Here is a 25,154-nt window from a genome sequence, read left to right on the forward strand (position 1 = left end):
TGCAGGAGACTGCCCTGGAGTTCCGCGCGCAGCGCGGGGGTGAGGACGGCTCCGGCACGGTCGACGAGGAGGGCCATCTCGTAGCCCACCAGACCGATGTCGGAGTCGGGGGAGGCGAGGACGGCCAGGGCCGATCCGTCGCTGACCGCCATCAGGAACAGGAAGCCCCGCTCCATCTCGACGACGGTCTGGTTGACCTCGCCGCCCTCGAAGATCCGGCTGGCGCCGGAGGTCAGCGAGGTCAGCCCGGAGGCGACCGCGGCGAGCTGGTCGGCGCGGTCCCGCGGGAAGCCCTCGGACATGCACAGCAGGAGACCGTCGGCGGAGACCACCACCGTGTGCGACACCCCGGGGGTGTTGTCCACGAAATTGGTGATCAGCCAGTTCAGGTTCTGTGCGGCCTGGCTCATCTGACTCAACTCAACGCTCCTGGTGCTCGGGGCCGAAGCCGTAGGTGCCATCGGCGTTGCGCTGCCCGTCATGACCGGGACGGTTGCCGCGTGCCGCGCCGCCGAAGCCGTCGAATCCCTGCTGGCCCTGGCCCTGGGGGGCACCCGGGGCCTGGCCGGCCGCCGGACCGGTGCCCGCCTGCCGGCCCTGCTGGATGCCGCGGCGCAGGTTGGTCAGCCGGCCGCGCACCTCCTCGGGGCTGCGGGAGACCTGCGGACCGGTCAGCGGGGCGGACTCCGCCGTGCCGGACACCAGGTTCGCCTGCGGGGTGCGGCGCGGGAGCCCGGAGGTGGTGAGACCACCCGTCGAGGGCTCGCGCAGCTGCTCGGCCCGCCGCCAGCGCTCGTCGTTGGCCGACGGGCGCCACGGGGCCTCCGGCTGCTGCGGCGCCTGCGCCTGCTGCTGCGGCCGGGCCTGGCCCTGCGGCTGCTGCGGCGCCTGGCGCTGCGGAGCCGGGCGGCCCTGCTGCGGCTGACCCTGCTGCGGGTGACCCTGCTGCGGGTTGCCCTGCGGGGCGATGCCGGGGGCCGAGGTGCCCGGGCGCTGCGGCTGGTAGGCCTGCGGGCGCTCGGCGGCCTGCTGACGGACCCACTGGGTGTCCTCGGGGCCCGGGCCGGTCGGCAGGGCCATCGGCTGCGGGCGCTCGGCGGCCTGGCGCTGCGGGGCCTGGCCCGGCTGCGGGTACGCCTGCTGGGCCTGGTCCTGCTGCGGCTGGCCGGCCGGTCCGGGGACGTTGGGCAGCACCGGCTCGACCAGACCGAGACCCAGCGGGTCGCGCGGGTCGATGTCGCTGGCCTCGAACCGGGGACGGGCGAACTGCGCGGTGGACTCGGCCGCGCTCTCGGCGGAGGCCTGCGGCAGCTGCTGCGGCTGCTGCTGCGGACGGCCCTGCGGGGCCGGCTGGCCCTGGGGACCCTGCGGGCGGCGCGGAGCCAGCCCGCCGCGGGCGGCGGGGCCGCCGGCCTGGGCCTGGTCGGCCCGGCCGTGCTGCGGACGCTCACCGAACAGGCCCGGGTTCTCGGGCAGTTCGGCACCGCCGCGGGGCTGCGGACGCTCGGGCGCGGGCCGGCGGGCGGCCTGCCCGTCCTGCGGCTGCGGGGGCTGCTGGGGCTGGCGGCGCGGCATACCGCCGGGGGCGCCGCCACCGTTCGCGGGCGCGCCCGGGGCACCGGAGGCGCCGGGCACCCGGCGCGGCGGCAGGCCGTCGCTGCGGTTGCCCTGCTGCTGGCCGCCCTGCTGCTGGTTGCCCTGCGGGGCGTTGCGCTGGGGCGCGCCGCCCTGCTGCGGCTGGCCGCCCTGGCCCGTCGGGCCGCTCTGCAGCGACTGGCCGACCTCACGGGTCGGCAGGCCGCCGGCGCGGCCGCCGGGGCCGCCGGACGGCTGGCCGCCCTGCGGACCGTTCTGGGCACCGCCCTGCGGGCCGCCGGCCGGCAGCGCGCCGAGCTGCGGACGCCCGGCGCCACCGGCACCCGGGCCCTGGCCCAGCGCGGCGGCCTGGCGGCCGGAGAGCGCGTCGGCCGCACCGGCCCGGCCCTGCTGGCGCGGGGTCGGGGCGACGCCGCGCTGCTGCTTGCCGCCCGGGCCGCCGGGACGGCCGCCCCGGCGGTCGGCGGAGTTGGTGACGTCGACCGGGAGCATGACCAGCGCGGTGGTGCCGCCGGAGTCGCTCGGACGCAGCTGGATCCGGATGCCGTGTCGCAGGGACAGGCGGCCGACCACGAACAGACCCATCCGGCGGGACACCGAGACGTCCACCACGGGCGGGCTGGCGAGGCGCTCGTTGATGTCCGCCAGGTCGTCGGGGGACAGGCCGATGCCGGTGTCGTGGATCTCGACCAGCACCCGGCCGTCGGGCAGGGCGTGGCCGGTGACCCGGACCCGGGTCTGCGGGGAGGAGAACGAGGTGGCGTTCTCCAGCAGCTCGGCGAGCAGGTGGACGAGGTCGTTGACGACGCGGCCGGCGACCTCGGTGGACGGGACGGCGGCGAGCTCGATGCGCTCGTACTGCTCCACCTCGGAGGCGGCGGCGCGGAGCACGTCGACCAGCGGGACGGGACGGGTCCAGCGGCGGCCCGGGTCCTCACCCGCGAGGACGAGGAGGTTCTCGCCGTTACGGCGCATACGGGTCGCGAGGTGGTCCAGCTTGAAGAGGCTGGCCAGCTGGTCCGGGTCGGCCTCGCGGCTCTCCAGCTCGGAGATCAGCGACAGCTGGCGCTGGATGAGGCCCTGGCTGCGGCGCGAGAGGTTGGTGAACATCGCGTTGATGTTGCCTCGCAGCAGCGCCTGCTCGGCGGCGAGGCGGACCGCCTCGCGGTGCACCATGTCGAACGCGTGGGCCACGTGGCCGATCTCGTCCGCGGAGTCGACGCCGACGGGCTCGACGGTGACGTCGACGTCCTGCGGGTCGCTCTCCGACAGGGTCTTGACCAGCTCGGGCAGCCGCCGCTCGGCGACGTCCTCGGCCGCGGTCTGCAGCCGGGTCAGCGAGCGCACCATCGAGCGGGCCATCAGGGCCGCGCCGGCGATGGCGACGATGAGGACGATCGCGACCAGCGCGGCGTTGATCAGGGCCTCGGTGTCGGCGTCGGACTGCAGCGCCTGGGCCTTGCCGTCGAGGTCGTCGACCAGGGAGGTCTCGATGTTGCGCTCGGCGGTGATCTTCGCCGAGGCGGCGTCGTACCAGTCCTTGTAGCTGCGGCTCTCGGCCTGCTGGATGCCGTTCGGGTTGAGCACGGCCTTGGTGAACCGGTCGGAGTCCGCGATCAGCTGGTTGTAGCTCATCTGGGCCCGCTTGGCCCGGGCCTCGCCCTCGCCGTAGATGGCGGTGAAGTTGGCGAGCGCGTTGTCCTCGTTGCCCTGCAGGCGGATGCCGAAGGTCTCGTCCGAGGCGATCAGGTCCGGCTGGCCGGGGCGGGCGAGCGCGGCGCTGATCAGCGCGCGCTGCATGGAGGTGGCCTCCTTGGCCAGCGAGAACTGGCGCAGCGCACGGGTGGTCTTGATCAGCTCGGTGCTGTTCGAGGTGATCGCAAGGTCCTGGATGATGTCGATCAGGTCCTTGATCATCACGTCGTAGCTGGTGATGGTCGCCTGGATGTTGTCGTTGTTGCGGTACGCGTTGGTCCGCGCCGCGGTCAGCTGGTTGAGGTCCTTGCGGACCTGCAGCAGCAGCGTCTTGCCACCGGCGAGGTCGAGCTCGTCGAACTTGTCGGCGCTGGCGTTGAACGCCTTGCTCAGCGCGTCGCTGTTCTTGCGGGCCTCGACCACCTCGGGGTCGGTGGCGTCCTGGCGGGCGGTGAGCGGACCGGCGCTGATGTCGCGCTCGGTCTGCAGCGCGTTGGCCAGGTTGGTGGCCTTGCGGGCGAGGTCCGCGAGGTCCTTCATCTGCGCCAGCTGGCGGGAGTTCTCCAGCGAGGTCTGCACCCGCAGGCCGCCCAGCACGAGCGCGACCATCACGGGCAGCAGCAGCAGGGCGATCAGACGCGTCCGGATCCGCCAGTTGCGCATCGCGAACCGGCTCATGCCGGTGGCCCGGCGGCGGTTCAGCGTTCCGCGCAGCCGGGATCGGCGGCTCTGCTTGTCGGCCTGCTCGGCGCTGTCCGCGCCGCTGCCGTTGTCGCCGGGTTCTGGCTCGGAGCCGCCGGAAGTCAACCGATCGGCGGCAGCGCCGGTCATCGGTGCTGCCTGGTGGGAGCCTGACATGGGCTCGCGCTGCTCCGGGTCACCCGCGGCGCCGCTGCCCCTCTTGAAACGTCCCTGCACTGGCGTCGCAACCTCTGGACCGGGCGCCCCTCCCGCCGGTGGCGGGATAGGGCGGTGTCGAGTTTTTCCGTGGCATTCCAGCACAGGCGGGGAAGTCCAACAAGGGGCGTTACCCGTCGGTGTCCTGGGCTACCCAGTGCGTGCGCCGCTTCACGGACTGTGCGGTAGGGGTGCCGGAATACGGCCCTTTTCGGACACTTGCCGGATGCATGCCAAGTGGGCTGCGGATTCCTCCGCGCGCCGGAGGTCCCAAAATGTCCGAGATATCCCCTATGTCGGCTGATTCCTCTCGCCGGAATTAACCGGGATCGCGGTAATTTTCCCGGCGATTGTGAGCAAAGTCACATCGCAATGTGTAGCTTTGGTCACGGCGGTTGTGACAAGAGATCCTTAGCCTGGCGGCGGCGGGCGCACCGGTGTGCGCCGCCGCTTTTTCAGCCTGCCCATCCCGAGGCGCGTCCAAAAGTCCCGGCCCGTGCCGGGGCGGCCGCCGTCGCGGACCCGACCAACGAACCCAAGGTGTGACGCCATGTCCGAGCCGACGAAGAAGGCTCCGAAGTCCACGCTCAACATCCGGCCCACGGCCAACCCGCGTAGGACGACCCTGGCCTCCGTCGAGGACTTCGGCCAGCTGCCCGGCTTCACCGCGCAGGCGCCCCGCGAGTACTCCACCGAGCTGCCGGGCAGCACCGCCAACCCGCGCCGCACGGTGCTGATGGTGGCCCCGGCCCCGCGCACCCCGCAGGACTGACCCGCCGGCCGCCGTACGCCGGCACCAGCGCCACCGAAGGGGCGCCGACCGCACACCGCGGCCGGCGCCCCTTCGCCGTCCGGGCCCGGGCCGGCTGCCGTCCGCCCGCGCCCGCCCGACGTCCGCCTGTCGCCCGCTGCGGGCGGCCCCGCCGTGCGGCGGCGGCCGACGGGCCACGCGATAGCCTGGGGATGATCGAGCAGGGCCCCGATCCGCGGGCCCCGCCAGCGTCCGGGCGCCCCGGCGGCCGACGAACCGAGAGGTTGCTGGGCAGTGCGCATTGCCAGGTTCTCCGTCCGGGAGGGAAGCCCTGCCGCCGGCAGCGTCTCCTTCGGCGTCGTCGAGGGCGATCCCTCGGACCCCGACTCGCTGGTGCTGCACGCACTGGCCGGGCACCCGTTCGGGACGCCCCAGCCGACCGGCGAGAGCTACCGCCACAAGGACGTCCGCCTGCTGGCCCCGATGCTCCCCAGCAAGATCGTCGCGGTCGGCCGCAACTACGCGGCGCACGCCGCCGAGCTGGGCAACGAGGTCCCGGCCGTGCCGCTGACCTTCTTCAAGCCCTCCACCTCGGTGGTCGGCCCGACCGAGGCCATCGCGTACCCGCCGTTCTCCTCGGACGTCCAGCACGAGGCCGAGCTGGCCGTGGTGATCGGCCGGATGTGCCGCGAGGTGCCCGTCGACCGGGTGCCCGAGGTGATCCTCGGCTACACCTGCGCCAACGACGTGACCGCCCGCGACGTGCAGCAGCGCGAGGGCCAGTGGGCCCGGGCCAAGGGCTTCGACACCGCCTGCCCGCTCGGCCCGTGGATCGAGACCGACCTGGACCCCGCCGACCTGGCGGTCACCTGCACGGTCAACGGCGAACTCCGCCAGGCGGGCCGGACCTCCCTGATGGTCCGTCCGGTCGCCGAGCTGATCGCCCACATCTCCGAAGCGATGACCCTGCTCCCGGGCGACGTCATCCTCACCGGCACCCCCGCGGGTGTCGGCCCCATCGGCGTCGGCGACGAGGTCGCCGTCACCATCGAAGGTATCGGCACTCTCGCCAACAAGGTCGTCTCCCGTGATTGAGGCTGTAAGCGTGGCTAACTCCGAGCTGGACCCGGCCGTCCGGGTCCGCTTCTGTCCCTCCCCGACCGGCAACCCGCACGTCGGCCTGGTCCGCACCGCCCTGTTCAACTGGGCCTTCGCCCGCCACCACGGCGGCACGCTGGTCTTCCGGATCGAGGACACCGACGCGGCCCGCGACTCCGAGGACTCCTACAACCAGCTGCTGGACGCGATGCGCTGGCTCGGCTTCGACTGGGACGAGGGCCCCGAGATCGGCGGCCCGCACGCGCCGTACCGGCAGTCGCAGCGGATGGAGATCTACGCGGACGTCGCGGCCCGGCTCAAGGCGGCCGGCCACGCGTACGACTGCTACTGCTCCACCGAGGAGCTGGACGCCCGCCGGGAGGCCGCCCGCGCCGCCGGGAAGCCCAGCGGCTACGACGGCCACTGCCGGGCGCTGACCGCCGACCAGGTCGAGCTCTACCGGCAGGAGGGCCGGCAGCCGATCGTCCGGTTCAGGATGCCCGACCACACCCTCACCTTCGACGACCTGGTCCGCGGCCCGGTCAGCTTCGACCCGAAGGACGTCCCGGACTACGGCATCGTGCGGGCCAACGGCGCGCCGCTGTACACCCTGGTCAACCCGGTCGACGACGCGCTGATGGAGATCACCCACGTGCTGCGCGGCGAGGACCTGCTGTCCTCCACCCCGCGTCAGATCGCCCTCTACGCGGCCCTCGCCGACATCGGCGTCGGCAACGGCACCACCCCGCGCTTCGGCCACCTGCCGTACGTGATGGGCGAGGGCAACAAGAAGCTGTCCAAGCGCGACCCGCAGGCCTCGCTCAACCTCTACCGCGAGCGCGGCTTCCTGCCCGAGGGCCTGCTCAACTACCTCGCGCTGCTCGGCTGGTCGCTCTCCGCCGACGACGACCACTTCTCGATGGACCAGCTGGTCGCCGCCTTCGACATCGCGGACGTGAACGCCAACCCGGCCCGCTTCGACCTCAAGAAGTGCGAGGCGATCAACGCCCGGCACGTGCGCGAGCTCGCGCCCGAGGAGTTCGTCCGCCGCCTGGTGCCCTACCTCCAGGCCCCCGGGCTGCTGCCGGCCGAGCCGACCGCCGAGCAGCTGGAGCTGCTGGCCGCGGTGGCGCCGCTCACCCAGGAGCGGATGGTCGTGCTGAGCGAGATCGTGCCGATGGCCGGCTTCCTGTTCGTGGACCCGGCCGCCTTCGCGGTCGACCCGGACGACGCGGCCAAGGTGCTGACCGCGGACGCCCGTCCGGTGCTGGAGGCCAGCATCACGGCGCTGGAGGAGCTCGGGGACTTCACCCCGGAGCCGATCCAGGCCGTGCTGCGCGAGGCGCTGGTGGACGGCCTCGGCATCAAGCCCAAGTTCGCCTTCACCCCGCTGCGGGTGGCCGTCACAGGCCGGCGGATCTCGCCGCCGCTCTTCGAGTCGATGGAGCTGCTCGGCCGCCCCGAGACGCTGCGCCGGCTGCGGGCCGCGCTGGAGCTCGTACCGGCCTCCTGAGCCGGACCGGGGCGCCTGCGGGCCTGGTGCGCTGACCAGGCCCGCAGGCGCCCACGGCGCTGCCTGCGGTTCTCAATTTTGGAGCGGGGCCGCGCGTCGGGTAATGTTCTTTCTGCGCCGCCCGGGCAGGGAGGCGCGGGACACCGAGGAAGGCCCCGCAGGGGTTGAACTCTGGTGGGGTATGGTGTAATTGGCAGCACGACTGATTCTGGTTCAGTTAGTCTAGGTTCGAGTCCTGGTACCCCAGCGCAGTACGCAGTAACAGGTAGTGCAAGCAGTACAGGCCCCCGTTGTGTAGCGGCCTAGCACGCCGCCCTCTCAAGGCGGTAGCGCCGGTTCGAATCCGGTCGGGGGTACGCAATGCAAATTGCAAACTGAATAAGGTTGACGAGTATGCCCCCGTTGTGTAGCGGCCTAGCACGCTGCCCTCTCACGGCAGTAGCGCCGGTTCGAATCCGGTCGGGGGTACTCAGCACCAGTGATGGTGCGGGCCCCCGTTGTGTAGCGGCCTAGCACGCTGCCCTCTCACGGCAGTAGCGCCGGTTCGAATCCGGTCGGGGGTACTTTTGGGGTATGGTGTAATTGGCAGCACGAGTGATTCTGGTTCATTTAGTCTAGGTTCGAGTCCTGGTACCCCAGCCAAACAGCTCCGGGTGACCGGGGCTTTTTTGTTTTTCCGGTGACCGCTTCCGCCGTGCCGCCGACCGTCGAAGGCCCGCCCCGATCCCGGGGCGGGCCTTCTCCGTGTCGTCGGCCGGGAACGGCCGGCTCAGCCGCGGCGCAGCGCCTCGGTGAGGCGGTTGGCGGCCTCGATGATGGCCTGGGCGTGCAGACGGCCCGGGTGGCGGGTGAGGCGCTCGATCGGGCCGGAGACCGACACCGAGGCCACCACGCGGTTGGAGGGCCCGCGCACCGGCGCGGAGACGGACGCCACGCCCGGCTCGCGCTCGCCGATCGACTGGGCCCAGCCGCGGCGCCGTACGCCGCTCAGCGCGGTGGCGGTGAACCGGGCGCCCTGCAGGCCGCGGTGCAGGCGCTCGGGCTCCTCCCAGGCGAGCAGCACCTGGGCGGCCGAACCGGCCTTCATCGGCAGCGTGGAGCCGACCGGGACGGTGTCCCGCAGACCCGAGAGCCGCTCGGCGGCGGCCACGCAGATCCGCATCTCGCCCTGCCGGCGGTAGAGCTGGGCGCTCTCGCCGGTGACGTCGCGCAGGTGCGTGAGGACCGGGCCGGCGGCGGCCAGCAGGCGGTCCTCGCCGGCCGCGGCGGAGAGTTCGGAGAGCCGGGGGCCGAGGATGAAGCGGCCCTGCATGTCCCTGGTGACCAGGCGGTGGTGTTCGAGTGCGACGGCGAGCCGGTGGGCCGTGGGCCGCGCCAGACCGGTGGCGGCGACCAGCCCCGCCAACGTGGCGGGGCCCGACTCCAGTGCGCTGAGCACCAGAGCGGCCTTGTCGAGAACGCCGACGCCGCTTGTGTTGTCCATGGCTCGATACTGCAGTCTCAGTACGCGAGACGCAAGTTCAATTCGGCGAGAAAAGCGCCACTCTGGATGCAGCAGCCCGGGAGACACCCAGGATGGACCCCTCACCAGGTGTCCACATCCTGGACACGATCCGGCGTGCAGGTCGCCCTGGGGCGAGCCTCACCAGGGTGGCTCGGGACACGACCTCGACGACACGAGAAGGCCGGCAATGCGGCCGGCTGGAGGGAAAGCGATGGGACGGACACTGGCGGAGAAGGTCTGGGACGACCACGTCGTCCGGCGCGCCGAGGGCGAGCCCGACCTGCTCTACATCGACCTGCACCTGCTGCACGAGGTCACCAGCCCGCAGGCCTTCGACGGGCTCCGGCTGGCCGGCCGCACGGTCCGCCGGACCGATCTGACGATCGCGACCGAGGACCACAACACCCCGACCCTCGACATCGACAAGCCCATCGCCGACCCGGTCTCCCGGGTCCAGCTGGAGACGCTGCGCCGCAACGCCGAGGAGTTCGGCGTCCGGATCCACTCGCTGGGCGACATCGAGCAGGGCGTGGTGCACGTGGTCGGCCCGCAGCTGGGCCTGACCCAGCCGGGCACCACCGTGGTCTGCGGCGACTCGCACACCTCCACCCACGGCGCGTTCGGCGCGCTGGCGTTCGGCATCGGCACCAGCCAGGTCGAGCACGTGCTGGCCACCCAGACGCTGCCGCTGGCCCCGTTCAGGACGATGGCGATCACGGTCGAGGGCGAGCTGCCCGAGGGCGTCACCGCCAAGGACCTGATCCTGGCCGTCATCACGAAGATCGGCACCGGCGGCGGCCAGGGCTACGTCCTGGAGTACCGCGGCTCCGCCATCCGCAGCCTCTCCATGGAGGCCCGGATGACCGTCTGCAACATGTCGATCGAGGCGGGCGCCCGGGCCGGCATGATCGCCCCGGACCGGACCACCTTCGACTACCTGAAGGGGCGCCCGCACGCCCCCCAGGGCGAGGACTGGGACGCCGCGGTCGCGTACTGGGAGACCCTGGCCACCGACGAGGACGCGGTCTTCGACCACGAGATCTTCATCGACGCCGCCGAGCTCACCCCGTTCGTCACCTGGGGCACCAACCCCGGACAGGGCGCCCCGCTGGGCGCCGACGTGCCGGACCCGGCGTCCTTCGAGGACCCGCAGGAGCGGATCGCCGCCGAGAACGCGCTGAAGTACATGGGCCTGACGGCCGGTACGCCGCTGCGCGAGGTCAAGGTCGACGCGGTCTTCGTCGGCTCCTGCACCAACGGCCGGATCGAGGACCTGCGGGCCGCCGCGGCCATCGTCGAGGGCCGCACCATCGCCGAGGGCGTGCGGATGCTGGTCGTCCCCGGTTCGGTGCGGGTCGCGCTGCAGGCGGTCGAGGAGGGCCTGGACAAGGTCTTCACCGCCGCCGGCGCCGAATGGCGGCACGCGGGCTGCTCGATGTGCCTGGGCATGAACCCGGACCAGCTGGCCCCGGGGGAGCGCTGCGCCTCCACCTCGAACCGCAACTTCGAGGGCCGCCAGGGCAAGGGCGGCCGCACCCACCTGGTCTCGCCCCAGGTCGCCGCCGCGACCGCCCTGCTGGGCCGGCTGGCGGCCCCCGCCGATCTGTCGTCCAACGTCGCCGTGGAGGCCTGAGCAGCATGGAGAAGTTCACCACCCACACCGGCCGGGCCGTCCCGCTGCGCCGCAGCAACGTCGACACCGACCAGATCATCCCGGCGCACTGGCTGAAGAAGGTCACCCGGACCGGCTTCGAGGACGGGCTGTTCGAGGCCTGGCGCAAGGACGAGGACTTCGTCCTGAACCGGCCCGAGCGGGCCGGCGCCACCGTCCTGGTGGCCGGCCCCGAGTTCGGCACCGGCTCCTCCCGCGAGCACGCCGTCTGGGCCCTGCAGAACTACGGGTTCCAGGCGGTCGTCTCCTCCCGCTTCGCCGACATCTTCCGCGGCAACTCGCTGAAGAACGGCCTGCTGACGGTGGTTCTCCCGCAGGAGACGGTGGAGCGGCTGTGGGCGCTCACCGAGGCCGACCCGACCGCCGAGATCACGGTCGACCTCGAGGCCCGCGAGGTCCGTGCCGAGGGCGTCCGGGCCTCCTTCGAGCTGGACGACAACGTCCGCTGGCGGCTGCTGAACGGCCTGGACGACATCAGCATCACGCTGCAGAACGAGGACGCGATCTCGGCCTTCGAGGCCACCCGCCCCGCCTTCAAGCCGCGCACCCTTCCGGCGGCCTGAGAACGCGCTTTCTGATGCTTCGCCGGTTGACCCGCTCCCCGTCGGGGGGGCGGGTCTTCGGCTGTTCGGGACGGGGAGTTCGGCCCGCTGCACCCGGCTGCATAAACCCCCGGGGCAGCGCAACTCCGTACAGATGGCACAATCGTTGCATGCACCGGTTCCCCGAACCTCCGTACCCGGGTGGCGAACCCGCGTCGCCGGAGGGGACGGACGGTGCAGCCGGCAGTCGAATTGACGACCGGACGGACCACCACACCTCACCTGCTGAGGAACCGGACGACTCGGAAGTCACGGCGCTCTACGCGCTTGTGGCCGAGCGGTTGAAGCAAGCACACGCTCGCGTTTCTGCGCTGAACGTGTCAACCGATGCAAAGACCGCTCTCACTCGTCAACTGCTGATCGTCACGGAGACCGCGAAGCGCGATCTCCCCGAGGCGGCGCGGCGGTTGAGTCGCTTTGTGCATGACCTCGACGAGGGGCGCCGGCCGCACCTGTGAGGTCGCCGACGCGCAAATCCATTGCGACACTAGGGTGATTCACGCGTTCGGTAATTGAAAGTCCGCAGATACATACCTAACGTGCGAAATGAACGGATGGATTCATCCGGCGCCCGTTTCCGAAGGGGAAGACGTGAACAAGGCTCAGCTTGTCGAAGCGGTGGCCGAGCAGCTGGGCGGTCGCAAGGCTGCCGCAGAGGCCGTCGACGCAGTGCTCGACACCATGGTGCGTGCCGTTGTGGCAGGAGACCGCGTGTCGGTCACCGGTTTCGGCACCTTCGAGAAGGTGGAGCGCTCGGCGCGCTTCGCCCGCAACCCGCAGACCGGCGAGCGCGTCAAGGTCAAGAAGACCTCCGTGCCGCGGTTCCGCCCGGGCCAGGGCTTCAAGGACCTGGTCTCCGGCAGCAAGAAGCTGCCGAAGGAGGGCCCCTCGGTGAAGAAGGCCCCCAAGGGCTCCCTCACCCCGGGCAAGGGCGGCACCACCGCTGCCGTGAAGCGCGCCGCCACCAAGCGCGCCGCTGCCGCCGCCGCCGCGCCGGCCGCCGCCGCGGCCAAGAAGACGGCCGCCCGCAAGGCGACCACCACCGCGAAGAAGGCGGCGGTCAAGAAGACCACCACCGCCCGCTCCGCCGCCTCCAAGACCACCGCGTCGAAGACCGCGGCGGCCAAGACCACCGCGGCCAAGACGACGGCGGCCAAGACCACCGCGGCGAAGACCACCGCGGCCAAGAAGGCCACCACCGCGAAGACCGCGGCGGCGAAGAAGACCACCACCGCGAAGAAGGCGACCGCGACGGCGAAGAAGACCGCGCCGGCCAAGAAGACCGCGACGCGCAAGACCACCGCGCGCAAGGCCACCGCCAAGTAAGGCCCTGGCGACCCCTCAGCCGACGGCCCCTCAGTACGCGGGGGAGCCCCGGCGGCGGGAGCGGCACGCGTGGCGCTGGTTTCACCGACGGCCGTGGCGGCCCGGACCCGGGAGCATCTCCGGGGCGGGGCCGCCGCGGCCGTTCGCCGTCCGGGGGTGGGCTGTTCGGGGGTACCCGGGGCTGCCGGGGGGCTGGGGGCAGTAGGCGCTCGGGGCCGAGGTGCTGCCCGGGCGCGCGCCGGCCTGATACCGGGTCAGCCGGGTCGGCCGGGTCAGCCGGGTCGGTCCGTTGAGTCCCGCCGGCCGCCGGCGACCGGGAGCTCGTAGACGATCTCCCAGCGGGCGTCCGGGATCACCAGGTCGGCGGTCTCCACCGCCCGCCCGTCGGTGTCCAGGTAGGTGCGCTCGACCAGGGTCACCAGGTCGCCGGCCGAGATGCCGAGCAGGTGCGCCTGCTCCTGGGTGGCGCGGGCCGGGCGGGGGCGCTCCACCACGTGGTCGACCACGACGCCGATCGAGGCCATCCGCTCCACCACGCCGCGCCCGGCCAGCGGTCCGAGCTCCGGCAGCAGCACCGGGGTGCCGTCGGTGAGCGCCATCGGCTCCCAGCTCTCCGCGGTCTGCACCGGACGGCCCTCGGCCAGGAACTCGTAGCAGGTGCGGACGGTCGGCTCGCCCGGCGCGATGCCGAGGCGGGCCGCGATGTGCGCCGGGGCCGGGGTGCGGGCGTAGCTGTGGGCGTCCCAGCTGTCCTGCGGGCCGCGGTCGCCTGGGTCGAGCCACGGCGGGGTGGGGCCGTGCGGCCGGCGGAGCCCCGAGCGGACCATCCGGCGGCGCTCGGTGGGCACCCGGACGTAGGTGCCGGACCCGGCCCGGCCCTCCAGCAGCCCCTCGGCGATCAGCAGTTCCTGCGCCCGCTGGAGCACGTTCGCGCCCACGTCGTAGCGCACCGCGAGCCGGGCGCGGGACGGCAGTCGCTCGCCGACCTGCCACTCGCCCCGGGTCACCCGGTGGCGCAGGTCGTCGGCGATCCGCAGGTACGGGGGCTCCTGTGAGGGCATCCGGCACTCCCGGCGGCAGGCGCGGCCCCTGCCGCGTTCGGCAGGGTGGGTGACTCAGCGTTGACAAGCTAATGCATCAGGTGGAATCTAATGCCTTAGATTCACGTTGCGTGATCGATCAGTGACCGACTGCATGCATGGAGAGGCGTCGCGTGCGGAGCACCTGGGCGTTTGACCTCGCCGGACGTCTCGCAGGCCGGATCGCGGCCGCCACCGGGACCAGGGCCCGGGTCCGCCGGAGACCGGAGGGCGGCGGCTACCGGGTGGAGGCGGAGCTCCCCGAGGGACTCGGCGACGTGGCCCATCTGGTGCTGCTCTCGGTGCTGGCCGAGGCGGACCGCTACGGCCACCGCTACTGCGGGGAGACGGACCTGGTCTGGGCCGAGGTCGACGACGACCGGGCGGGCCGCGGGGCGGCCGGCGGGAGCGGCTGAGCCGGGACGCCGTCCGCGCACCGGTGTCGGTCCCGGACTCAGGACTCCGCGCCCGGGTCGGGGAAGGTCTGCAGGGTCAGGAAGACCACCCGGCGCGCGTCGCCGGCGCCCTCGGTGCGGATCCGCACCCGTTGGCCGGGGCGGAGCAGCCGCAGGCCGCCGGCGTCGAAGGCCGCGGCGTCGAAGGGCACCGGGGTGCCGTCGTCGAGCAGCACGGAGCCCGCCCGGGTCGCCGGGTCGAAGGTGAACGAGGTGGCCTGCATGCCAGCAGCATAGCGAGCGGGCGGGGCCCGGCCGGCGGTCCGTCCGGGGCGCGGACCCGGCCCGCGGGGCCTCGGGCCGGGCGGGACCGGCGAGTTCGGGGCGGCCGCGGGCGGGTGCGGGTCGCAGGCGCCGGCACGGAGCGGCGAACCGGGCCGGTGCGGGTCCGGCGACCCTCCGGGCGGCGGGCGGGACTTCGTGCACGCGGCCTACCCCAGGCCGGCCGCGGCCTCGGCGGTGTGGCGGCCGACGCCCAGGGCGAGTGCCTCGGCCAGGTCGCTGCCGGTGTCCACGTCCCGGCGTACGGACGGGACGCCGGGGAGCGGGAGTTCACGGGCGCCGAGGGCGGCGTGGCGGTGGCGGGAGCCGGGGCCGAAGGCGGGCCGCAGGCGGTGGCCCGGGGGGCAGGCGAGCAGGGTGGTGCCGGTGCCGGGGGTGTCGGAGAGGAAGGCGCGGTGGTCGGGGGGTGCGGCGGCGAGCACCAGGGCGAGTTCGGCCGGCCGCAGGGCGGGCAGGTCGGCGGAGAGGGTGGCGACGGGGGCGTGCGGCGCGAACAGCCGCGCACGCGCGACGCCGTGCGCCAGCGCCGGGTTGAGTCCGCCGAGCCGGCCGGCGGGCTCGTCGTCGACCACCACCGCGCCCAGCGCGCGGACCGGTCCGGCCACCGCCGGGTCGCCGGTGACCACCAGGACCCGGGCGACGGACGGGCAGGCGAGCGCGGCGGTGACGGTGTCCAGGGCGAAGGCCAGCGCGAGTTCGGCCCGGCGCGCCCCCGCGTACGGTGCGAGCCTGCTCTTGGCCACCTCCAGCGGTTTGACCGGCAGGACCAGGGACCAGCGGGGTACGGCGGCGCCCCCCGGACCGGGCCCGGGCGGGGAGGGTGCGGGCGTGAGCGGCCCGGCGGGGCGTACGGTGTCCTCGGTCATCGGCGCCATTGTGGCGCCGCGTCCCGGGGCCTGGCCAGCGCCGCCGTCCTCGCCGACGTGCGGTTGCTCACGTGCCCGCGGCTGTCGGGCAGGTCCGCTCGACAGTCGGTCCGCCCGCGGGTGAGACTGGTCCGCGCCAAGAGGCGCAGGTCAGCCCCCACCCGTTCACGGCAGCGCTGCAGTGGCAGTGCCGCAGCGGCGGTGCGGGGTGCGGGACGGGGCCGGTGGCCCTGGCCGGTGCAGGCCTGGGGTGACATGGGACGTGCGGCACCTCGGTGCCGCACCGGATGAGGAGGAGCTGGGGTGGCCCGCCGCTCGTACGCCAGGTTCGGCAACGCCGACTACGGCATCTGGTACCGCTTCGCGGCCGTGCTGGTGAAGCCGGTGACCACCGCCCTGGTGAAGCCGCAATGGCGCGGATGGGAGCACCTCCCGAAGGAGGGCGGCTTCATCGCCGCGGTCAACCACAACTCGGTGATCGACCCGGTGGTCTACGCGCACTGGCAGTACAACAGCGGACGGCCGCCGCGGATACTCGGCAAGTCCCAGCTGTTCTCGGTGCCGTTCATCGGCTTCATGCTGCGCAAGACCGGCCAGATCCCGGTGTTCCGCGAGTCCACCGACGCCGCCGAGGCGTTCCGGGCCGCGATCGACGCGATCGAGCGCGGCCAGTGCGTCCAGTTCTACCCGGAGGGCACCCTCACCCGGGACCCCGAGCTGTGGCCGATGACCGGCAAGAGCGGCGCCGCGCGGGTCGCGCTGATGACCGGCGCGCCGGTGATCCCGGTGGCGCACTGGGGCGCGCACGAGATCGTGCCGCCGTACGGCCGGGGCGGGAAGAGCAAGTTCAACCTCTTCCCCCGGCACAAGGTGACGGTCGCGGCGGGCCCGCCGGTGGACCTCAGCCGCTACCAGGGCAAGGAACTCACCGCCCAGGTGCTGCGCGAGGCCACCGAGGACATCATGACGGCCATCACCGAGGTGCTGGCCGGCATCCGCGGCGAGCAGCCGCCGGCCGTCCGGTACGACATGCGCCGGGCCGCCCGGGAGCGGGCCGCCGCGGCCGAGGGCAAGGGCGACCGGGCGGCGGCCAAGGAGACCGGTACCGAGGAGCAGGCCCAGTGACCCGTTGTGCGGTGTTCGGGAACGGGTCCTGGGGGACCGCCTTCGCGATGATCCTGGCCGACGCGGGCTGCGAGGTCTCGCTGTGGGGCCGCCGCAAGGAGCTGGCCGACGCGATCAACCAGACCCGGGTCAACCCGGACTACCTGCCGGGCGTGGTGCTGCCCGACGCGGTGCGGGCCACCGCGGACCCGGCCGAGGCGCTGGCCGGCGCGGACTTCGCGGTGCTCGTGGTGCCTTCCCAGACGCTGCGCGAGAACCTGGCCGCCTGGGCGCCGCTGCTCGGCCCCCGGACCGTCCTGGTCAGCCTGATGAAGGGCATCGAACTGGGCACCGCCAAGCGGATGACCGAGGTGCTGCAGGAGGTCGCCGGGGTCGGCCCGGAGCGGGTCGCGGTGGTCAGCGGCCCCAACCTGGCCCGTGAGATCGCCAACCGGCAGCCCGCCGCGACGGTGGTGGCCTGCTCCGACGAGTCGGTCGCCAAGCGGCTCCAGACGGCCTGTCACACCCCGTACTTCCGCCCGTACACCAACACCGACGTGGTCGGCTGCGAGCTCGGCGGGGCGGTCAAGAACGTGATCGGCCTGGCGGTCGGCATGGCGGACGGCATGGGCCTGGGCGACAACACCAAGGCCACCCTGATCACCCGCGGCCTGGCCGAGACCACCCGGCTCGGGGTGGCGCTCGGCGCCGACCCGCTCACCTTCGCGGGCCTGGCCGGCATGGGCGACCTGGTGGCCACCTGCTCCTCGCCGCTGTCGCGCAACCACACCTTCGGCACCAACCTGGGCCGCGGGATGACGCTGGCCGAGGCGACCGCCGCCACCAGCCAGACCGCCGAGGGCGTCAAGTCCTGCGAGTCGGTGCTGGACCTGGCCCGGCGCAGCGGCGTCGACATGCCGATCGTCGAGGCGGTGGTCGACGTGGTGCACAACGGCCGGCCCACCCACGAGGTGCTGAAGGGCCTGATGGCGCGTTCGGCGAAGCCGGAGCGCCGGTGACGGGAACAGGCAACATCCGCACGGTAGTCTCAAAAGCGATATGAGCATCGAAAAGACCTCCCCGGACCACGCGGCCAAGCCGCGCGTCGCGATCGTCTTCGGCGGCCGCAGCTCCGAGCACCCCATCTCGGTCGTCACGGCCGGCAGCGTGCTCCGCGCGATCGACCGGAGCAAGTACGAGGTGCTGCCGATCGGCATCACCCATGAGGGCCGCTGGGCGCTGGTCGGCGACGAGCCGGACCGGATGGCCATCAGCGACGGCAGGCTGCCCGACGTCGACCAGGTCGCCGAGTCCACCGAGGGCCAGGTCGCGCTGCCGGGCAGCCCGGCCAGCCGCGAGGTGGTCTGGAGCGAGCCCGGTGCCGCGCCGAAGGTGCTCGGCGAGGTGGACGTGGTGCTGCCGCTGCTGCACGGCCCCTGGGGCGAGGACGGCACCATCCAGGGCCTGCTGGAGCTCTCCGGGGTGCCGTACGTCGGCTCCGGGGTGCTTGCCAGCGCGGCCGGCATGGACAAGGAGTACACCAAGCGGATCCTCGCCTCGCACGGCATCGGCGTGGGGGACTGGACCGTGGTCCGGCCGCGCGAGTGGGAGAGCGAGCAGGGCCGGGCCGCCGCCCGGGAGCGGATCGCCGCGCTCGGCCTGCCGCTGTTCGTGAAGCCGTGCCGGGCCGGTTCCAGCATGGGCATCACCAAGGTCAAGGACCTGGCCGCGCTGGACGCCGCGATCGAGGAGGCCCGCCGCCACGACCCGAAGATCATCGTGGAGGCCGGGGTGACCGGCCGCGAGATCGAGTGCGCGGTGCTGGAGTTCGAGGACGGCCCGCGGGCCAGCGTGCCGGCCGAGATCATGGTCGGCGGGGACTTCGAGTTCTACGACTTCGAGGCCAAGTACATCGACTCCTCCGAGGTCGAGATCCCGGCCCGGCTCGACGACGCGCAGACCGCCGAGATCCGCCGCCAGGCCGTGGCCGCGTTCGAGGCGCTCGGCTGCGAGGGGCTGGCCCGGGTGGACTTCTTCCTGCTGGAGGACGGCAGCTGGATGGTCAACGAGATCAACACCATGCCCGGCTTCACCCCGATCTCGGCCTACCCGAAGATGTGGGAGGCCAGCGGGGTGCCGTACCCGGAGCTGATCGACCGGCTGCTGCAGGCCGCGCTGCGGCGCTCCACCGGACTGCGCTAGCCCGTACCACGGCGGGCGGGGAACCCCCCCGCGGGGGGGGGGTCCCGCACCCGGTGGGTCCCCGGACCTCCCCTGTGGCGTCCCCCCCCGAGATGGATCCACCCCGCCCACCGGCGTCAGGACACCCCCCCTGGGGGGGGGGTCCCCGCCCGCCGTCGGGTCCCGGACCGTCCGTGGTCACAGACCGTCCGGGATGGTCGCCTTGATGGCGTCGGTGAGCGAGCTGAGCGGGTCGGCGTAGTTCGGGTAGGCGCCCTTGGGCACGTACACCTCGACGTACGCCTTGCGGAGCGTGGTGACGAAGCGGTAGCCGCCGTCGTCGCTGCCGGACGTGCCCCACTGCACGTCGTTGACCTCGGGGGAGTTCTTCAGCGGGTCGTCGTCCAGGTAGCCGGGGCGCTCCAGGCCGCAGCGCAGCACCGTCCGGGGCGAGCTGCCCCAGGCGGCGGTGTACGGGGAGGCCGGCGACGGGTCCTGCCGGGGGTGGCCGAGGACCGTGGCGGGCAGCGCCTTGTCCAGGGCCTCGCAGTACCGGGCCGCTTCGGCGCGCGGCGTCGGCGGCGTGACGTCGGCGGGGCCGGTCCAGGCGGCGGTGAGCAGCACGATGCCGCCCAGCAGTACCACCGGCGGGGTCAGCCAGCGGACCGGGGCGGGCAGCGTGGTCAGGCGGGAGGTCAGGGCCATCCGCCGATGCTAACCGGGCTTTACAGGTGCACCACCGGGCAGGTCAGGGTGCGGGTGATGCCCTCGACCAGCTGGACCTGGGCGACCACCAGTCGTCCCAGGTTGTCCATGGTGTCGGCCTCGGCGCGGACGATCACGTCGTAGGGACCGGTGACGTCCTCGGCGGTGACGACACCTTGGATCTTGGAGATGGACTGGGCCACGGCCGTCGCCTTGCCCACCTCGGTCTGGATCAGGATGTATGCATGGACCACAGGGACCTCCAGGCGGCTCGGAACGGAGATCGCCCTCCGGGTCCGGCCAGGGTGGTGCGACGGGCCGACCGGCAGGCTGATCACCACGCTACCGCGCGGTGCGGCCGCTGCGGGAGTCCCCTGCCGGGCCCGAGGGCGTACGCTGCGCGCGGGGGCGCACGGTACCTGACGGGCGCAGGGGCGCCGACCACGGCCGCGGAGCCATCCGCCGGGCCGGACGAGTTGAGTTGAGAGGACGGCAGATGCAGGGGACCGTGGGCGAGCTGGGCGAGTTCGGACTCATCCGGGAGCTGACCGCCAGGCTGCCGCTGACCCCGGCCGTGGAACTCGGACCGGGCGACGACGCCGCCGTGGTGAAGGCCTCCGACGGACGGGTGGTGGCCACCACCGACGTGCTGATCGAGGGCCGGCACTTCCGCCGCGACTGGTCCACCGCCTACGACGTCGGCCGCAAGTCCGCCGCGCAGAACCTGGCCGACGTGGCCGCCATGGGCGCCGTGCCGACCGCCATCCTGCTCGGCCTGGTCGCCCCCGCCGACCTGCCCACCACCTGGGCCACCGAGCTGATGGACGGGCTGCGCGACGAGTGCCAGGTGGCCGGCGCCACCGTGGTCGGCGGCGACGTGGTGCGCGGCGAGACCATCACGCTGGCCATCACCGCGCTCGGCGACCTGCAGGGCCGCGCCCCCGTGCTGCGCTCCGGCGCCACGGTCGGCGACGTGGTCGCGGTGACCGGGTGGCTGGGCTGGTCGGCCGCCGGGCTCACGGTGCTGCAGCGCGGCTTCCGTTCGCCGCGCGCCTTCGTCGAGGCGCACCGGCGCCCCGAGCCGCCGTACCACGCGGGCCCGGCCGCCGCGGACCTCGGCGCCACCGCGATGGTCGACGTCAGCGACGGGCTGGTCGCGGACCTCGGCCACGTCGCCAAGGCCAGCGGGGTCGACATCGACCTGCGCGCCGCCGACTTCGACGTGCCGGCGCAGATGGCCGACATCGGGCAGGCGGTCGGGGTGGACCCGCTGCTGTGGGTGCTCTCCGGCGGGGAGGACCACGCGATCGTGGCCACCTTCCCGAAGTCGGTCCAGCTGCCCGCCCGTTGGCGGGTGGTCGGCGAGGTGGTGCGGATCGCGGGGGCGGCGCGCGGCGGGCGGGTCACGGTCGACGGGGCGCCCTGGGACCGGGTCGGCGGCTGGGACCACTACGCGCAGGACTGACCCCGGGCCGCGGGCGGCCGGTCCCCGTCGCACGGGGGAGTGACGGGGCCGTCCGCGGTGGCGCGGGAAGCCGGGTCCGGGCGGCCCGGGTGCGTAGGCTTGCGCTGTTGCCGGCCGGCCCGGCCGCCTGCACCGGGCCCCACACAGCGGGAGAGCACACCCACATGCGCATCGGTGTCCTGACCAGCGGCGGCGACTGCCCCGGCCTCAACGCGGTGATCAGGTCGGTGGTCCACCGCGGCACCGACGTGCACGGGGACGAGATCGTCGGGATCGAGGACGGCTTCCTCGGGCTTATCGAGGGCCGCAGCCGGGTGGTCTCGCACGACGACGTCACCGGCCTGCTCACGCTGGGCGGCACCATCCTGGGCTCGGCCCGGGTCAAGCGCGAGCGGATCGAGTGGGCCGTCGACAACGCCCGGATCCTGGCCCGCAACATCGGCGTCGACGCGCTGATCGCGATCGGCGGCGAGGGCACGCTGACCGCCGCCCGGATGTTCAGCGCGGCCGGGCTGCCGGTGGTCGGGGTGCCCAAGACCATCGACAACGACATCGACGCCACCGACGTCACCTTCGGCTTCGACACCGCCGTGCACGTGGCCACCGACGCGATCGACCGGCTGAAGACCACCGCGGAGTCCCACCAGCGGGTGATGGTGGTCGAGCTGATGGGACGCCACACCGGCTGGATCACCCTGACCGCGGGGATGGCGGGCGGCGCGCACGGGATCCTGATCCCGGAGAAGCCGTTCGACATCGAGGCCGTCGCCCGGATGATCGAGGAGCGGTTCCGGCGCGGCAAGACCTTCGCCATCATCGCCGTCGCGGAGGGCGCCGAGCCGCTGCCCGGCACCCTGCGCTTCGAGCACGGCCACGTCGACCAGTACGGCCACCGGACCTTCGGCGGGATCGGCACCCGGCTCGCCAACGAGCTGGAGGGCCTGCTCGGCAAGGAGGCCAGGCCGGTCATCCTGGGGCACACCCAGCGCGGCGGCACCCCGACCGCCCGCGACCGGGTGCTCGCCACCCGGTTCGGCTGGCACGCCGTGGAGGCCGTCCACAAGGGGGCGTTCGGGCACTTCACCGCACTGCGCGGCAACGACATCCGGCTGGTGTCGATCGGGGACGCGGTCACCCGGCTCAAGACCGTGCCGACCGCCCGCTGGCTGGAGTCCGAAGCGGTGCTCTGAGCGCGGTGCCCCGGGCGCGGGCCGGTAGGTTGGCGGCATGGTTTCGACAGTCCACCCCACCCCCGCGCCGCCGCGGGTGCTGACCGTGGCCGGTTCCGACTCCGGCGGCGGCGCCGGCATCCAGGCCGACCTCAAGGCGATGCTGGCGCTCGGCGTGCACGGCATGAGCGTGATCACCGCGGTCACCGCGCAGAACTCGCTCGGCGTCCAGGGCTACTGGGAGCTGCCCGCCGAGGCGGTCCGCGCGCAGTTCCGCAGCGTCGTCGACGACATCGGGGTGCAGGCGGTGAAGACCGGCATGCTGGCCTCGGTCGAGCTGGTCGCCACCGTGTCCGAGCTGCTGGCCGGCGTCGGGGCGCCGGTCGTGGTGGACCCGGTCGGCGTCTCCAAGCACGGCGACGCGCTGCTCGCCGCCGAGGCCGTCGCCACCGTGCGCGAGCTGCTGCTGCCGGTCGCCACCCTGGCCACCCCCAACCTGCACGAGGTGGCCCAGCTCACCGGCATCGAGGTGGGCGGGGAGCGCGACATGCGGGCCGCGGCCGAGGCGCTGCTCGCGCTCGGGCCCGGCTGGGTGCTGGTCAAGGGCGGCCACCTGGCCGGTGACGCCGCCGACCTGCTGGTCGGCGCCGACGGCGGCGAGCACTGGTACCGCGCCCCGCGCTACGACAACCGGCACACCCACGGCACCGGCTGCACCCTCGCCAGCTCGATCGCCGCCGGGCTGGCCCAGGGCGCCGCGGTGCCGGACGCGGTCGCCGCGGCCAAGGAGTACATCACCGGCGCCATCGCGGCCGGGTTCCCGCTGGGCGCGGGCATCGGTCCGGTCGACCACGCCTGGCGCTGGCGCTGACCCTGGTCCCGGACGGGTCCGGACACGACACTGCGGGGGTCAGGAGTGGTGACTCCTGGCCCCCGCAGCGCCGTGCAGGACCGGAACAACAGAGCAGCCGACCCACCCGAGGATGGATCGGCTGTCCGGAGGACCGGCTTACCGGTCTGCGCGTCAGCGCGAGACCTTACCGGCCTTGATGCACGAGGTGCAGACGTTGAGCCGCTTCGGCGTCCGCCCAACCACAGCGCGCACCGTCTGGATGTTGGGGTTCCAACGACGAGGGGTACGGCGGTGCGAGTGGGAGATGCTGTTGCCGAAGCCCGGCCCCTTGCCGCAGACGTCGCAGTTGGCAGCCACAGGAGTCACTCCAAGACTTCAGATCAGGTACGTTCGAAAACCCCGGCTGAGCGAACGCCCCACTCGCGTGGGGTGAATCGGTTCAAGGGGTGAGCCCGGGTTGTTCCAGGCAACCGCAGAAGCATACATCGGGTGCTCCCGCTGAACGAAACTACCATGCTCAGGGCCGTGATCGTTCCGGTCGGCGGCACCGCCCGCCGCCGGGGCCGCGCGGGCGTCGCGGGGCCGGGCACCGATAACCTGCCTGCATCGCCCTAGCCACCGCGTTCAGTCGCGTTCCCGTGGCGTTCACCCGGAGGAGACCTGGTGCTGGACACGCTCGACGCCGCGGCCGTCCGCACCTGGTACCGGCTGGCGCTGGCCGCCCTCGGCCAGGCCCGCGAGGAGATCGACGCGCTCAACGTCTTCCCGGTCCCCGACGGGGACACCGGCACCAACCTCTACCTGACCGTCGAGTCCGCGGCCGCCCACGCGGAGACCCTCTTCGCCGACCACCCCGAGCCCGGCCTCGGCCCGGTGACGGCCGCCGTCTCCCGCGGCGCGCTGGTCGGCGCCCGCGGCAACTCCGGCGTCATCCTCGCCCAGTGGCTGCGCGGCGCCGCCGCCGCACTGGCCGACGGCGGCGGGCCCGAGCAGCTCCGGCGGGCGCTGGCCGGCGCCGCCGAGGCCGCCTACCAGGCGGTCGCCGAGCCGGTCGAGGGCACCCTGCTGACCGTCGCCGCCGCGGCCGCGCGCGGCGCCCAGGCCGGCCCCGGCACGCTGCCCGCCGTCGCCGAGGCCGCCTACCGGGCCGCCCGCGAGGCGCTGGTGCGCACCCCGCAGCAGCTGGACGTGCTGGCCGACGCGGGCGTGGTGGACGCCGGCGGCCGCGGCCTGGTCACCGTCCTCGGCGCCCTGGTGGACGCCGTCAGCGGCCAGACCCCGATGGGCCCGGTCGCGCTGCGCGCGGCGGCCGCCGTACCCGCCCCCGGTCCCGCGGCCGGCTGCGACGGCCACGAGCGGCCGGCCGGCCCCGGCCACCCCGCCTTCGAGGTGATCTACCTGCTGGACGCGCCCGACGAGGCGCTGCCGGGACTGCGCACCCGGCTCGCCGGCCTCGGCGACTCGCTGGTGGTCGGCGGCGGCGACGGGCTGTGGAGCGTCCACGTGCACGTCGACGACGCCGGGGCCGCCGTCGAGGCCGGGATCGAGGCCGGCCGGCCGCACCGGATCCGGATCACCCACTTCGCGGAGGCCGCCGCCCGGGCCGGCGAACGCGCCGGCGAGCCCGCCGAACCCGCGCCGAGCGGCCGCGCGGTGCTCAGCGTGGTCACCGGCAGCGGCCTCGCCGAACTCTGCGAACAGGCCGGCTCCGCGGTGCTCTTCGCCGACCCCGACCACCCGCCCGCCAGCGTCGAACTGGTCGAGGCGGTCCGCCGCTGCGCCGCCCGCGAGGTGGTCCTGCTGCTCAACGACCCCGAACTGCGCGCCGCCGCCGGGGCCGCCGCCGACCAGCTGCGCGAGGAGGGGCTGCGGATCGCCGTCCTGCCCACCCGCTCCCCGGTGCAGGGCCTGGCCGCGCTCGCCGTGCACGAGCCGGCCCGCCGCTTCGACGAGGACGTGGTCGCCATGACCTCCGCGGCCGGCGCCACCCGCTACGCCGAACTCGCCGTCGCCGAGGGCGAGTCCTGGACCATGGCCGGTGTCTGCCAGGCCGGCGACGTGCTCGGCCTGATCGACGGCGACGTCGCGCTGATCGGCACCGAGCTGGCCGACACCGCACGCACCGTGCTCTCCCGGATGCTCGCCGCCGGCGGCGAACTGGTCACCCTGGTCCTGGGCGAGGGCGCCCCCGACACCCTCGCCGCCCTGCTCGACGCGCACGCCCGCCGGCAGCGGCCGGAGGTCGACACCGTGGTCTACCGCGGCGGCCAGGAGTCGGCGCCGCTGCTGATCGGGGTGGAGTAGCCCGTCCTGTCCGTGCCGTGGTGTCCAATAGGTGCTG

At 73.6% G+C, this 25,154-nt stretch carries 24 protein-coding genes and 5 tRNA genes; 20 read left to right on the forward strand and 9 right to left on the reverse strand.

Annotated elements, in window-relative coordinates; genetic code table 11:
- Both AC2TEW_RS30305 and AC2TEW_RS30310 read right to left on the reverse strand, forming a co-directional pair.
- Positions 1-410 (reverse strand): roadblock/LC7 domain-containing protein (locus AC2TEW_RS30305; protein ID WP_033822066.1); only part of this gene is annotated, 410 nt, incomplete at its 3' end.
- A gap of 10 nt (positions 411-420) precedes the next feature.
- Positions 421-4,122: a sensor histidine kinase gene (locus tag AC2TEW_RS30310; protein WP_484626554.1), complete on the reverse strand. Its 3,702-nt coding sequence runs from the start codon at positions 4,120-4,122 to the stop codon at positions 421-423.
- A 616-nt stretch (positions 4,123-4,738) separates the two neighbouring features.
- Between AC2TEW_RS30310 and AC2TEW_RS30315 the strand changes: the two genes are divergently transcribed.
- The 8 genes from AC2TEW_RS30315 to AC2TEW_RS30350 all read left to right on the forward strand — a co-directional run bounded on the left by AC2TEW_RS30315 (position 4,739) and on the right by AC2TEW_RS30350 (position 8,192).
- The gene (locus AC2TEW_RS30315) at positions 4,739-4,960 is read left to right on the forward strand and encodes a hypothetical protein (protein ID WP_484626555.1); all 222 of its coding nucleotides are present in this window, start codon (positions 4,739-4,741) and stop codon (positions 4,958-4,960) included.
- Positions 4,961-5,233: 273 nt separating this feature from the next.
- Entirely contained in the window at positions 5,234-6,034 is an 801-nt protein-coding gene (locus tag AC2TEW_RS30320; protein WP_484626556.1) for a fumarylacetoacetate hydrolase family protein, read from the forward strand.
- Positions 6,035-6,044: 10 nt separating this feature from the next.
- A complete protein-coding gene (gene gltX / locus AC2TEW_RS30325) occupies positions 6,045-7,550 on the forward strand; it encodes a glutamate--tRNA ligase (RefSeq protein WP_484626557.1) in 1,506 nt (501 codons plus the stop codon).
- 175 nt (positions 7,551-7,725) lie between these two features.
- Positions 7,726-7,797: transfer RNA gene (locus AC2TEW_RS30330), tRNA-Gln, on the forward strand.
- 36 nt (positions 7,798-7,833) lie between these two features.
- Positions 7,834-7,906, forward strand: a tRNA-Glu gene (locus AC2TEW_RS30335).
- A gap of 39 nt (positions 7,907-7,945) precedes the next feature.
- A tRNA-Glu gene (locus tag AC2TEW_RS30340) sits at positions 7,946-8,018 on the forward strand.
- 22 nt (positions 8,019-8,040) lie between these two features.
- A tRNA-Glu gene (locus AC2TEW_RS30345) sits at positions 8,041-8,113 on the forward strand.
- A 4-nt stretch (positions 8,114-8,117) separates the two neighbouring features.
- Positions 8,118-8,192: transfer RNA gene (locus AC2TEW_RS30350), tRNA-Gln, on the forward strand.
- A 127-nt stretch (positions 8,193-8,319) separates the two neighbouring features.
- Here AC2TEW_RS30350 and AC2TEW_RS30355 read toward each other — a convergent pair.
- Positions 8,320-9,033, reverse strand: coding sequence for an IclR family transcriptional regulator (locus AC2TEW_RS30355; protein WP_033823066.1), 714 nt, complete (start codon positions 9,031-9,033; stop codon positions 8,320-8,322).
- A 232-nt stretch (positions 9,034-9,265) separates the two neighbouring features.
- Between AC2TEW_RS30355 and leuC the strand changes: the two genes are divergently transcribed.
- From leuC to AC2TEW_RS30375, 4 genes are all read left to right on the forward strand, one after another.
- Positions 9,266-10,687 carry a 3-isopropylmalate dehydratase large subunit gene (leuC, locus tag AC2TEW_RS30360; RefSeq protein WP_484626558.1) on the forward strand — a complete coding sequence of 474 codons (1,422 nt, stop codon included), beginning with the start codon at positions 9,266-9,268 and terminating at the stop codon, positions 10,685-10,687.
- A 5-nt stretch (positions 10,688-10,692) separates the two neighbouring features.
- Positions 10,693-11,289 carry a 3-isopropylmalate dehydratase small subunit gene (leuD, locus tag AC2TEW_RS30365; RefSeq protein ID WP_484626559.1) on the forward strand — a complete coding sequence of 199 codons (597 nt, stop codon included), beginning with the start codon at positions 10,693-10,695 and terminating at the stop codon, positions 11,287-11,289.
- Positions 11,290-11,438: 149 nt separating this feature from the next.
- Positions 11,439-11,786: an SCO5555 family protein gene (locus AC2TEW_RS30370; protein ID WP_484626560.1), complete on the forward strand. Its 348-nt coding sequence runs from the start codon at positions 11,439-11,441 to the stop codon at positions 11,784-11,786.
- A 133-nt stretch (positions 11,787-11,919) separates the two neighbouring features.
- Positions 11,920-12,654 carry an HU family DNA-binding protein gene (locus AC2TEW_RS30375; protein WP_033823069.1) on the forward strand — a complete coding sequence of 245 codons (735 nt, stop codon included), beginning with the start codon at positions 11,920-11,922 and terminating at the stop codon, positions 12,652-12,654.
- A 272-nt stretch (positions 12,655-12,926) separates the two neighbouring features.
- On the opposite strand, the gene AC2TEW_RS30380 is transcribed toward AC2TEW_RS30375, so the two are convergent.
- Positions 12,927-13,715, reverse strand: coding sequence for a GntR family transcriptional regulator (locus AC2TEW_RS30380; RefSeq protein ID WP_484626561.1), 789 nt, complete (start codon positions 13,713-13,715; stop codon positions 12,927-12,929).
- Between the two features lie 152 nt (positions 13,716-13,867).
- Between AC2TEW_RS30380 and AC2TEW_RS30385 the strand changes: the two genes are divergently transcribed.
- The gene (locus tag AC2TEW_RS30385; protein ID WP_484626562.1) at positions 13,868-14,149 is read left to right on the forward strand and encodes a hypothetical protein; all 282 of its coding nucleotides are present in this window, start codon (positions 13,868-13,870) and stop codon (positions 14,147-14,149) included.
- Positions 14,150-14,187: 38 nt separating this feature from the next.
- Here AC2TEW_RS30385 and AC2TEW_RS30390 read toward each other — a convergent pair whose 3' ends face one another.
- Positions 14,188-14,412 (reverse strand): hypothetical protein, encoded by a 225-nt coding sequence (locus AC2TEW_RS30390; RefSeq protein WP_484626563.1) that lies wholly within the window; start codon positions 14,410-14,412, stop codon positions 14,188-14,190.
- A gap of 207 nt (positions 14,413-14,619) precedes the next feature.
- The gene (gene cofC / locus AC2TEW_RS30395) at positions 14,620-15,336 is read right to left on the reverse strand and encodes a 2-phospho-L-lactate guanylyltransferase (protein WP_484626564.1); all 717 of its coding nucleotides are present in this window, start codon (positions 15,334-15,336) and stop codon (positions 14,620-14,622) included.
- Between the two features lie 303 nt (positions 15,337-15,639).
- Between cofC and AC2TEW_RS30400 the strand changes: the two genes are divergently transcribed.
- The 3 genes from AC2TEW_RS30400 to AC2TEW_RS30410 are packed head-to-tail and all read left to right on the forward strand — an operon-like array spanning position 15,640 to position 18,642.
- Positions 15,640-16,461: a lysophospholipid acyltransferase family protein gene (locus tag AC2TEW_RS30400; protein ID WP_484626565.1), complete on the forward strand. Its 822-nt coding sequence runs from the start codon at positions 15,640-15,642 to the stop codon at positions 16,459-16,461.
- The gene (locus tag AC2TEW_RS30405) at positions 16,458-17,459 is read left to right on the forward strand and encodes an NAD(P)H-dependent glycerol-3-phosphate dehydrogenase (protein WP_484626566.1); all 1,002 of its coding nucleotides are present in this window, start codon (positions 16,458-16,460) and stop codon (positions 17,457-17,459) included. Before AC2TEW_RS30400 ends, AC2TEW_RS30405 begins: the two co-directional genes overlap by 4 nt.
- Positions 17,460-17,499: 40 nt before the next feature.
- On the forward strand, positions 17,500-18,642 hold the full coding sequence (locus AC2TEW_RS30410) for a D-alanine--D-alanine ligase family protein (RefSeq protein WP_484626567.1): 1,143 nt from the start codon (positions 17,500-17,502) through the stop codon (positions 18,640-18,642).
- Positions 18,643-18,819: 177 nt separating this feature from the next.
- Here AC2TEW_RS30410 and AC2TEW_RS30415 read toward each other — a convergent pair whose 3' ends face one another.
- Positions 18,820-19,326, reverse strand: coding sequence for a DUF3515 domain-containing protein (locus AC2TEW_RS30415; protein ID WP_484626568.1), 507 nt, complete (start codon positions 19,324-19,326; stop codon positions 18,820-18,822).
- Positions 19,327-19,346: 20 nt separating this feature from the next.
- The gene (locus AC2TEW_RS30420) at positions 19,347-19,580 is read right to left on the reverse strand and encodes an Lrp/AsnC ligand binding domain-containing protein (RefSeq protein WP_033823072.1); all 234 of its coding nucleotides are present in this window, start codon (positions 19,578-19,580) and stop codon (positions 19,347-19,349) included.
- A gap of 242 nt (positions 19,581-19,822) precedes the next feature.
- Between AC2TEW_RS30420 and AC2TEW_RS30425 the strand changes: the two genes are divergently transcribed.
- The 3 genes from AC2TEW_RS30425 to thiD all read left to right on the forward strand — a co-directional run bounded on the left by AC2TEW_RS30425 (position 19,823) and on the right by thiD (position 22,831).
- The gene (locus AC2TEW_RS30425) at positions 19,823-20,791 is read left to right on the forward strand and encodes a thiamine-phosphate kinase (RefSeq protein ID WP_484626569.1); all 969 of its coding nucleotides are present in this window, start codon (positions 19,823-19,825) and stop codon (positions 20,789-20,791) included.
- A 164-nt stretch (positions 20,792-20,955) separates the two neighbouring features.
- Positions 20,956-21,981, forward strand: a complete 1,026-nt coding sequence (locus tag AC2TEW_RS30430) for an ATP-dependent 6-phosphofructokinase (RefSeq protein ID WP_484626570.1) — start codon at positions 20,956-20,958, stop codon at positions 21,979-21,981.
- A 37-nt stretch (positions 21,982-22,018) separates the two neighbouring features.
- Entirely contained in the window at positions 22,019-22,831 is an 813-nt protein-coding gene (gene thiD / locus AC2TEW_RS30435) for a bifunctional hydroxymethylpyrimidine kinase/phosphomethylpyrimidine kinase (protein ID WP_484626571.1), read from the forward strand.
- A gap of 153 nt (positions 22,832-22,984) precedes the next feature.
- On the opposite strand, the gene rpmB is transcribed toward thiD, so the two are convergent.
- Complete coding sequence (gene rpmB / locus AC2TEW_RS30440) at positions 22,985-23,170, reverse strand: 50S ribosomal protein L28 (RefSeq protein WP_073813963.1); 186 nt, start codon at positions 23,168-23,170, stop codon at positions 22,985-22,987.
- A 306-nt stretch (positions 23,171-23,476) separates the two neighbouring features.
- Here rpmB and AC2TEW_RS30445 point away from each other — a divergent pair, with 306 nt between their 5' ends.
- Positions 23,477-25,117, forward strand: coding sequence for a DAK2 domain-containing protein (locus tag AC2TEW_RS30445; protein ID WP_484626572.1), 1,641 nt, complete (start codon positions 23,477-23,479; stop codon positions 25,115-25,117).
- The last annotated feature ends 37 nt before the right edge of the window (positions 25,118-25,154 follow it).

The organism is Kitasatospora sp. NEAU-CNBT7 (genome assembly GCF_057220535.1).

What these genes read in the sequence shown, in the direction of transcription:
- AC2TEW_RS30370 (WP_484626560.1), top strand. Translation starts at nt 11,439, where the DNA reads ATGCACCGGTTCCCCGAACCTCCGTACCCGGGTGGCGAACCCGCGTCG.
- leuC (WP_484626558.1), top strand. Translation starts at nt 9,266, where the DNA reads ATGGGACGGACACTGGCGGAGAAGGTCTGGGACGACCACGTCGTCCGG.
- AC2TEW_RS30390 (WP_484626563.1), bottom strand. Translation starts at nt 14,412, where the DNA reads ATGCAGGCCACCTCGTTCACCTTCGACCCGGCGACCCGGGCGGGCTCC.
- AC2TEW_RS30310 (WP_484626554.1), bottom strand. Translation starts at nt 4,122, where the DNA reads ATGACCGGCGCTGCCGCCGATCGGTTGACTTCCGGCGGCTCCGAGCCA.
- AC2TEW_RS30415 (WP_484626568.1), bottom strand. Translation starts at nt 19,326, where the DNA reads ATGGCCCTGACCTCCCGCCTGACCACGCTGCCCGCCCCGGTCCGCTGG.
- thiD (WP_484626571.1), top strand. Translation starts at nt 22,019, where the DNA reads ATGGTTTCGACAGTCCACCCCACCCCCGCGCCGCCGCGGGTGCTGACC.
- AC2TEW_RS30410 (WP_484626567.1), top strand. Translation starts at nt 17,500, where the DNA reads ATGAGCATCGAAAAGACCTCCCCGGACCACGCGGCCAAGCCGCGCGTC.
- AC2TEW_RS30380 (WP_484626561.1), bottom strand. Translation starts at nt 13,715, where the DNA reads ATGCCCTCACAGGAGCCCCCGTACCTGCGGATCGCCGACGACCTGCGC.
- cofC (WP_484626564.1), bottom strand. Translation starts at nt 15,336, where the DNA reads ATGACCGAGGACACCGTACGCCCCGCCGGGCCGCTCACGCCCGCACCC.
- AC2TEW_RS30315 (WP_484626555.1), top strand. Translation starts at nt 4,739, where the DNA reads ATGTCCGAGCCGACGAAGAAGGCTCCGAAGTCCACGCTCAACATCCGG.
- AC2TEW_RS30425 (WP_484626569.1), top strand. Translation starts at nt 19,823, where the DNA reads ATGCAGGGGACCGTGGGCGAGCTGGGCGAGTTCGGACTCATCCGGGAG.
- AC2TEW_RS30430 (WP_484626570.1), top strand. Translation starts at nt 20,956, where the DNA reads ATGCGCATCGGTGTCCTGACCAGCGGCGGCGACTGCCCCGGCCTCAAC.
- AC2TEW_RS30355 (WP_033823066.1), bottom strand. Translation starts at nt 9,033, where the DNA reads ATGGACAACACAAGCGGCGTCGGCGTTCTCGACAAGGCCGCTCTGGTG.
- leuD (WP_484626559.1), top strand. Translation starts at nt 10,693, where the DNA reads ATGGAGAAGTTCACCACCCACACCGGCCGGGCCGTCCCGCTGCGCCGC.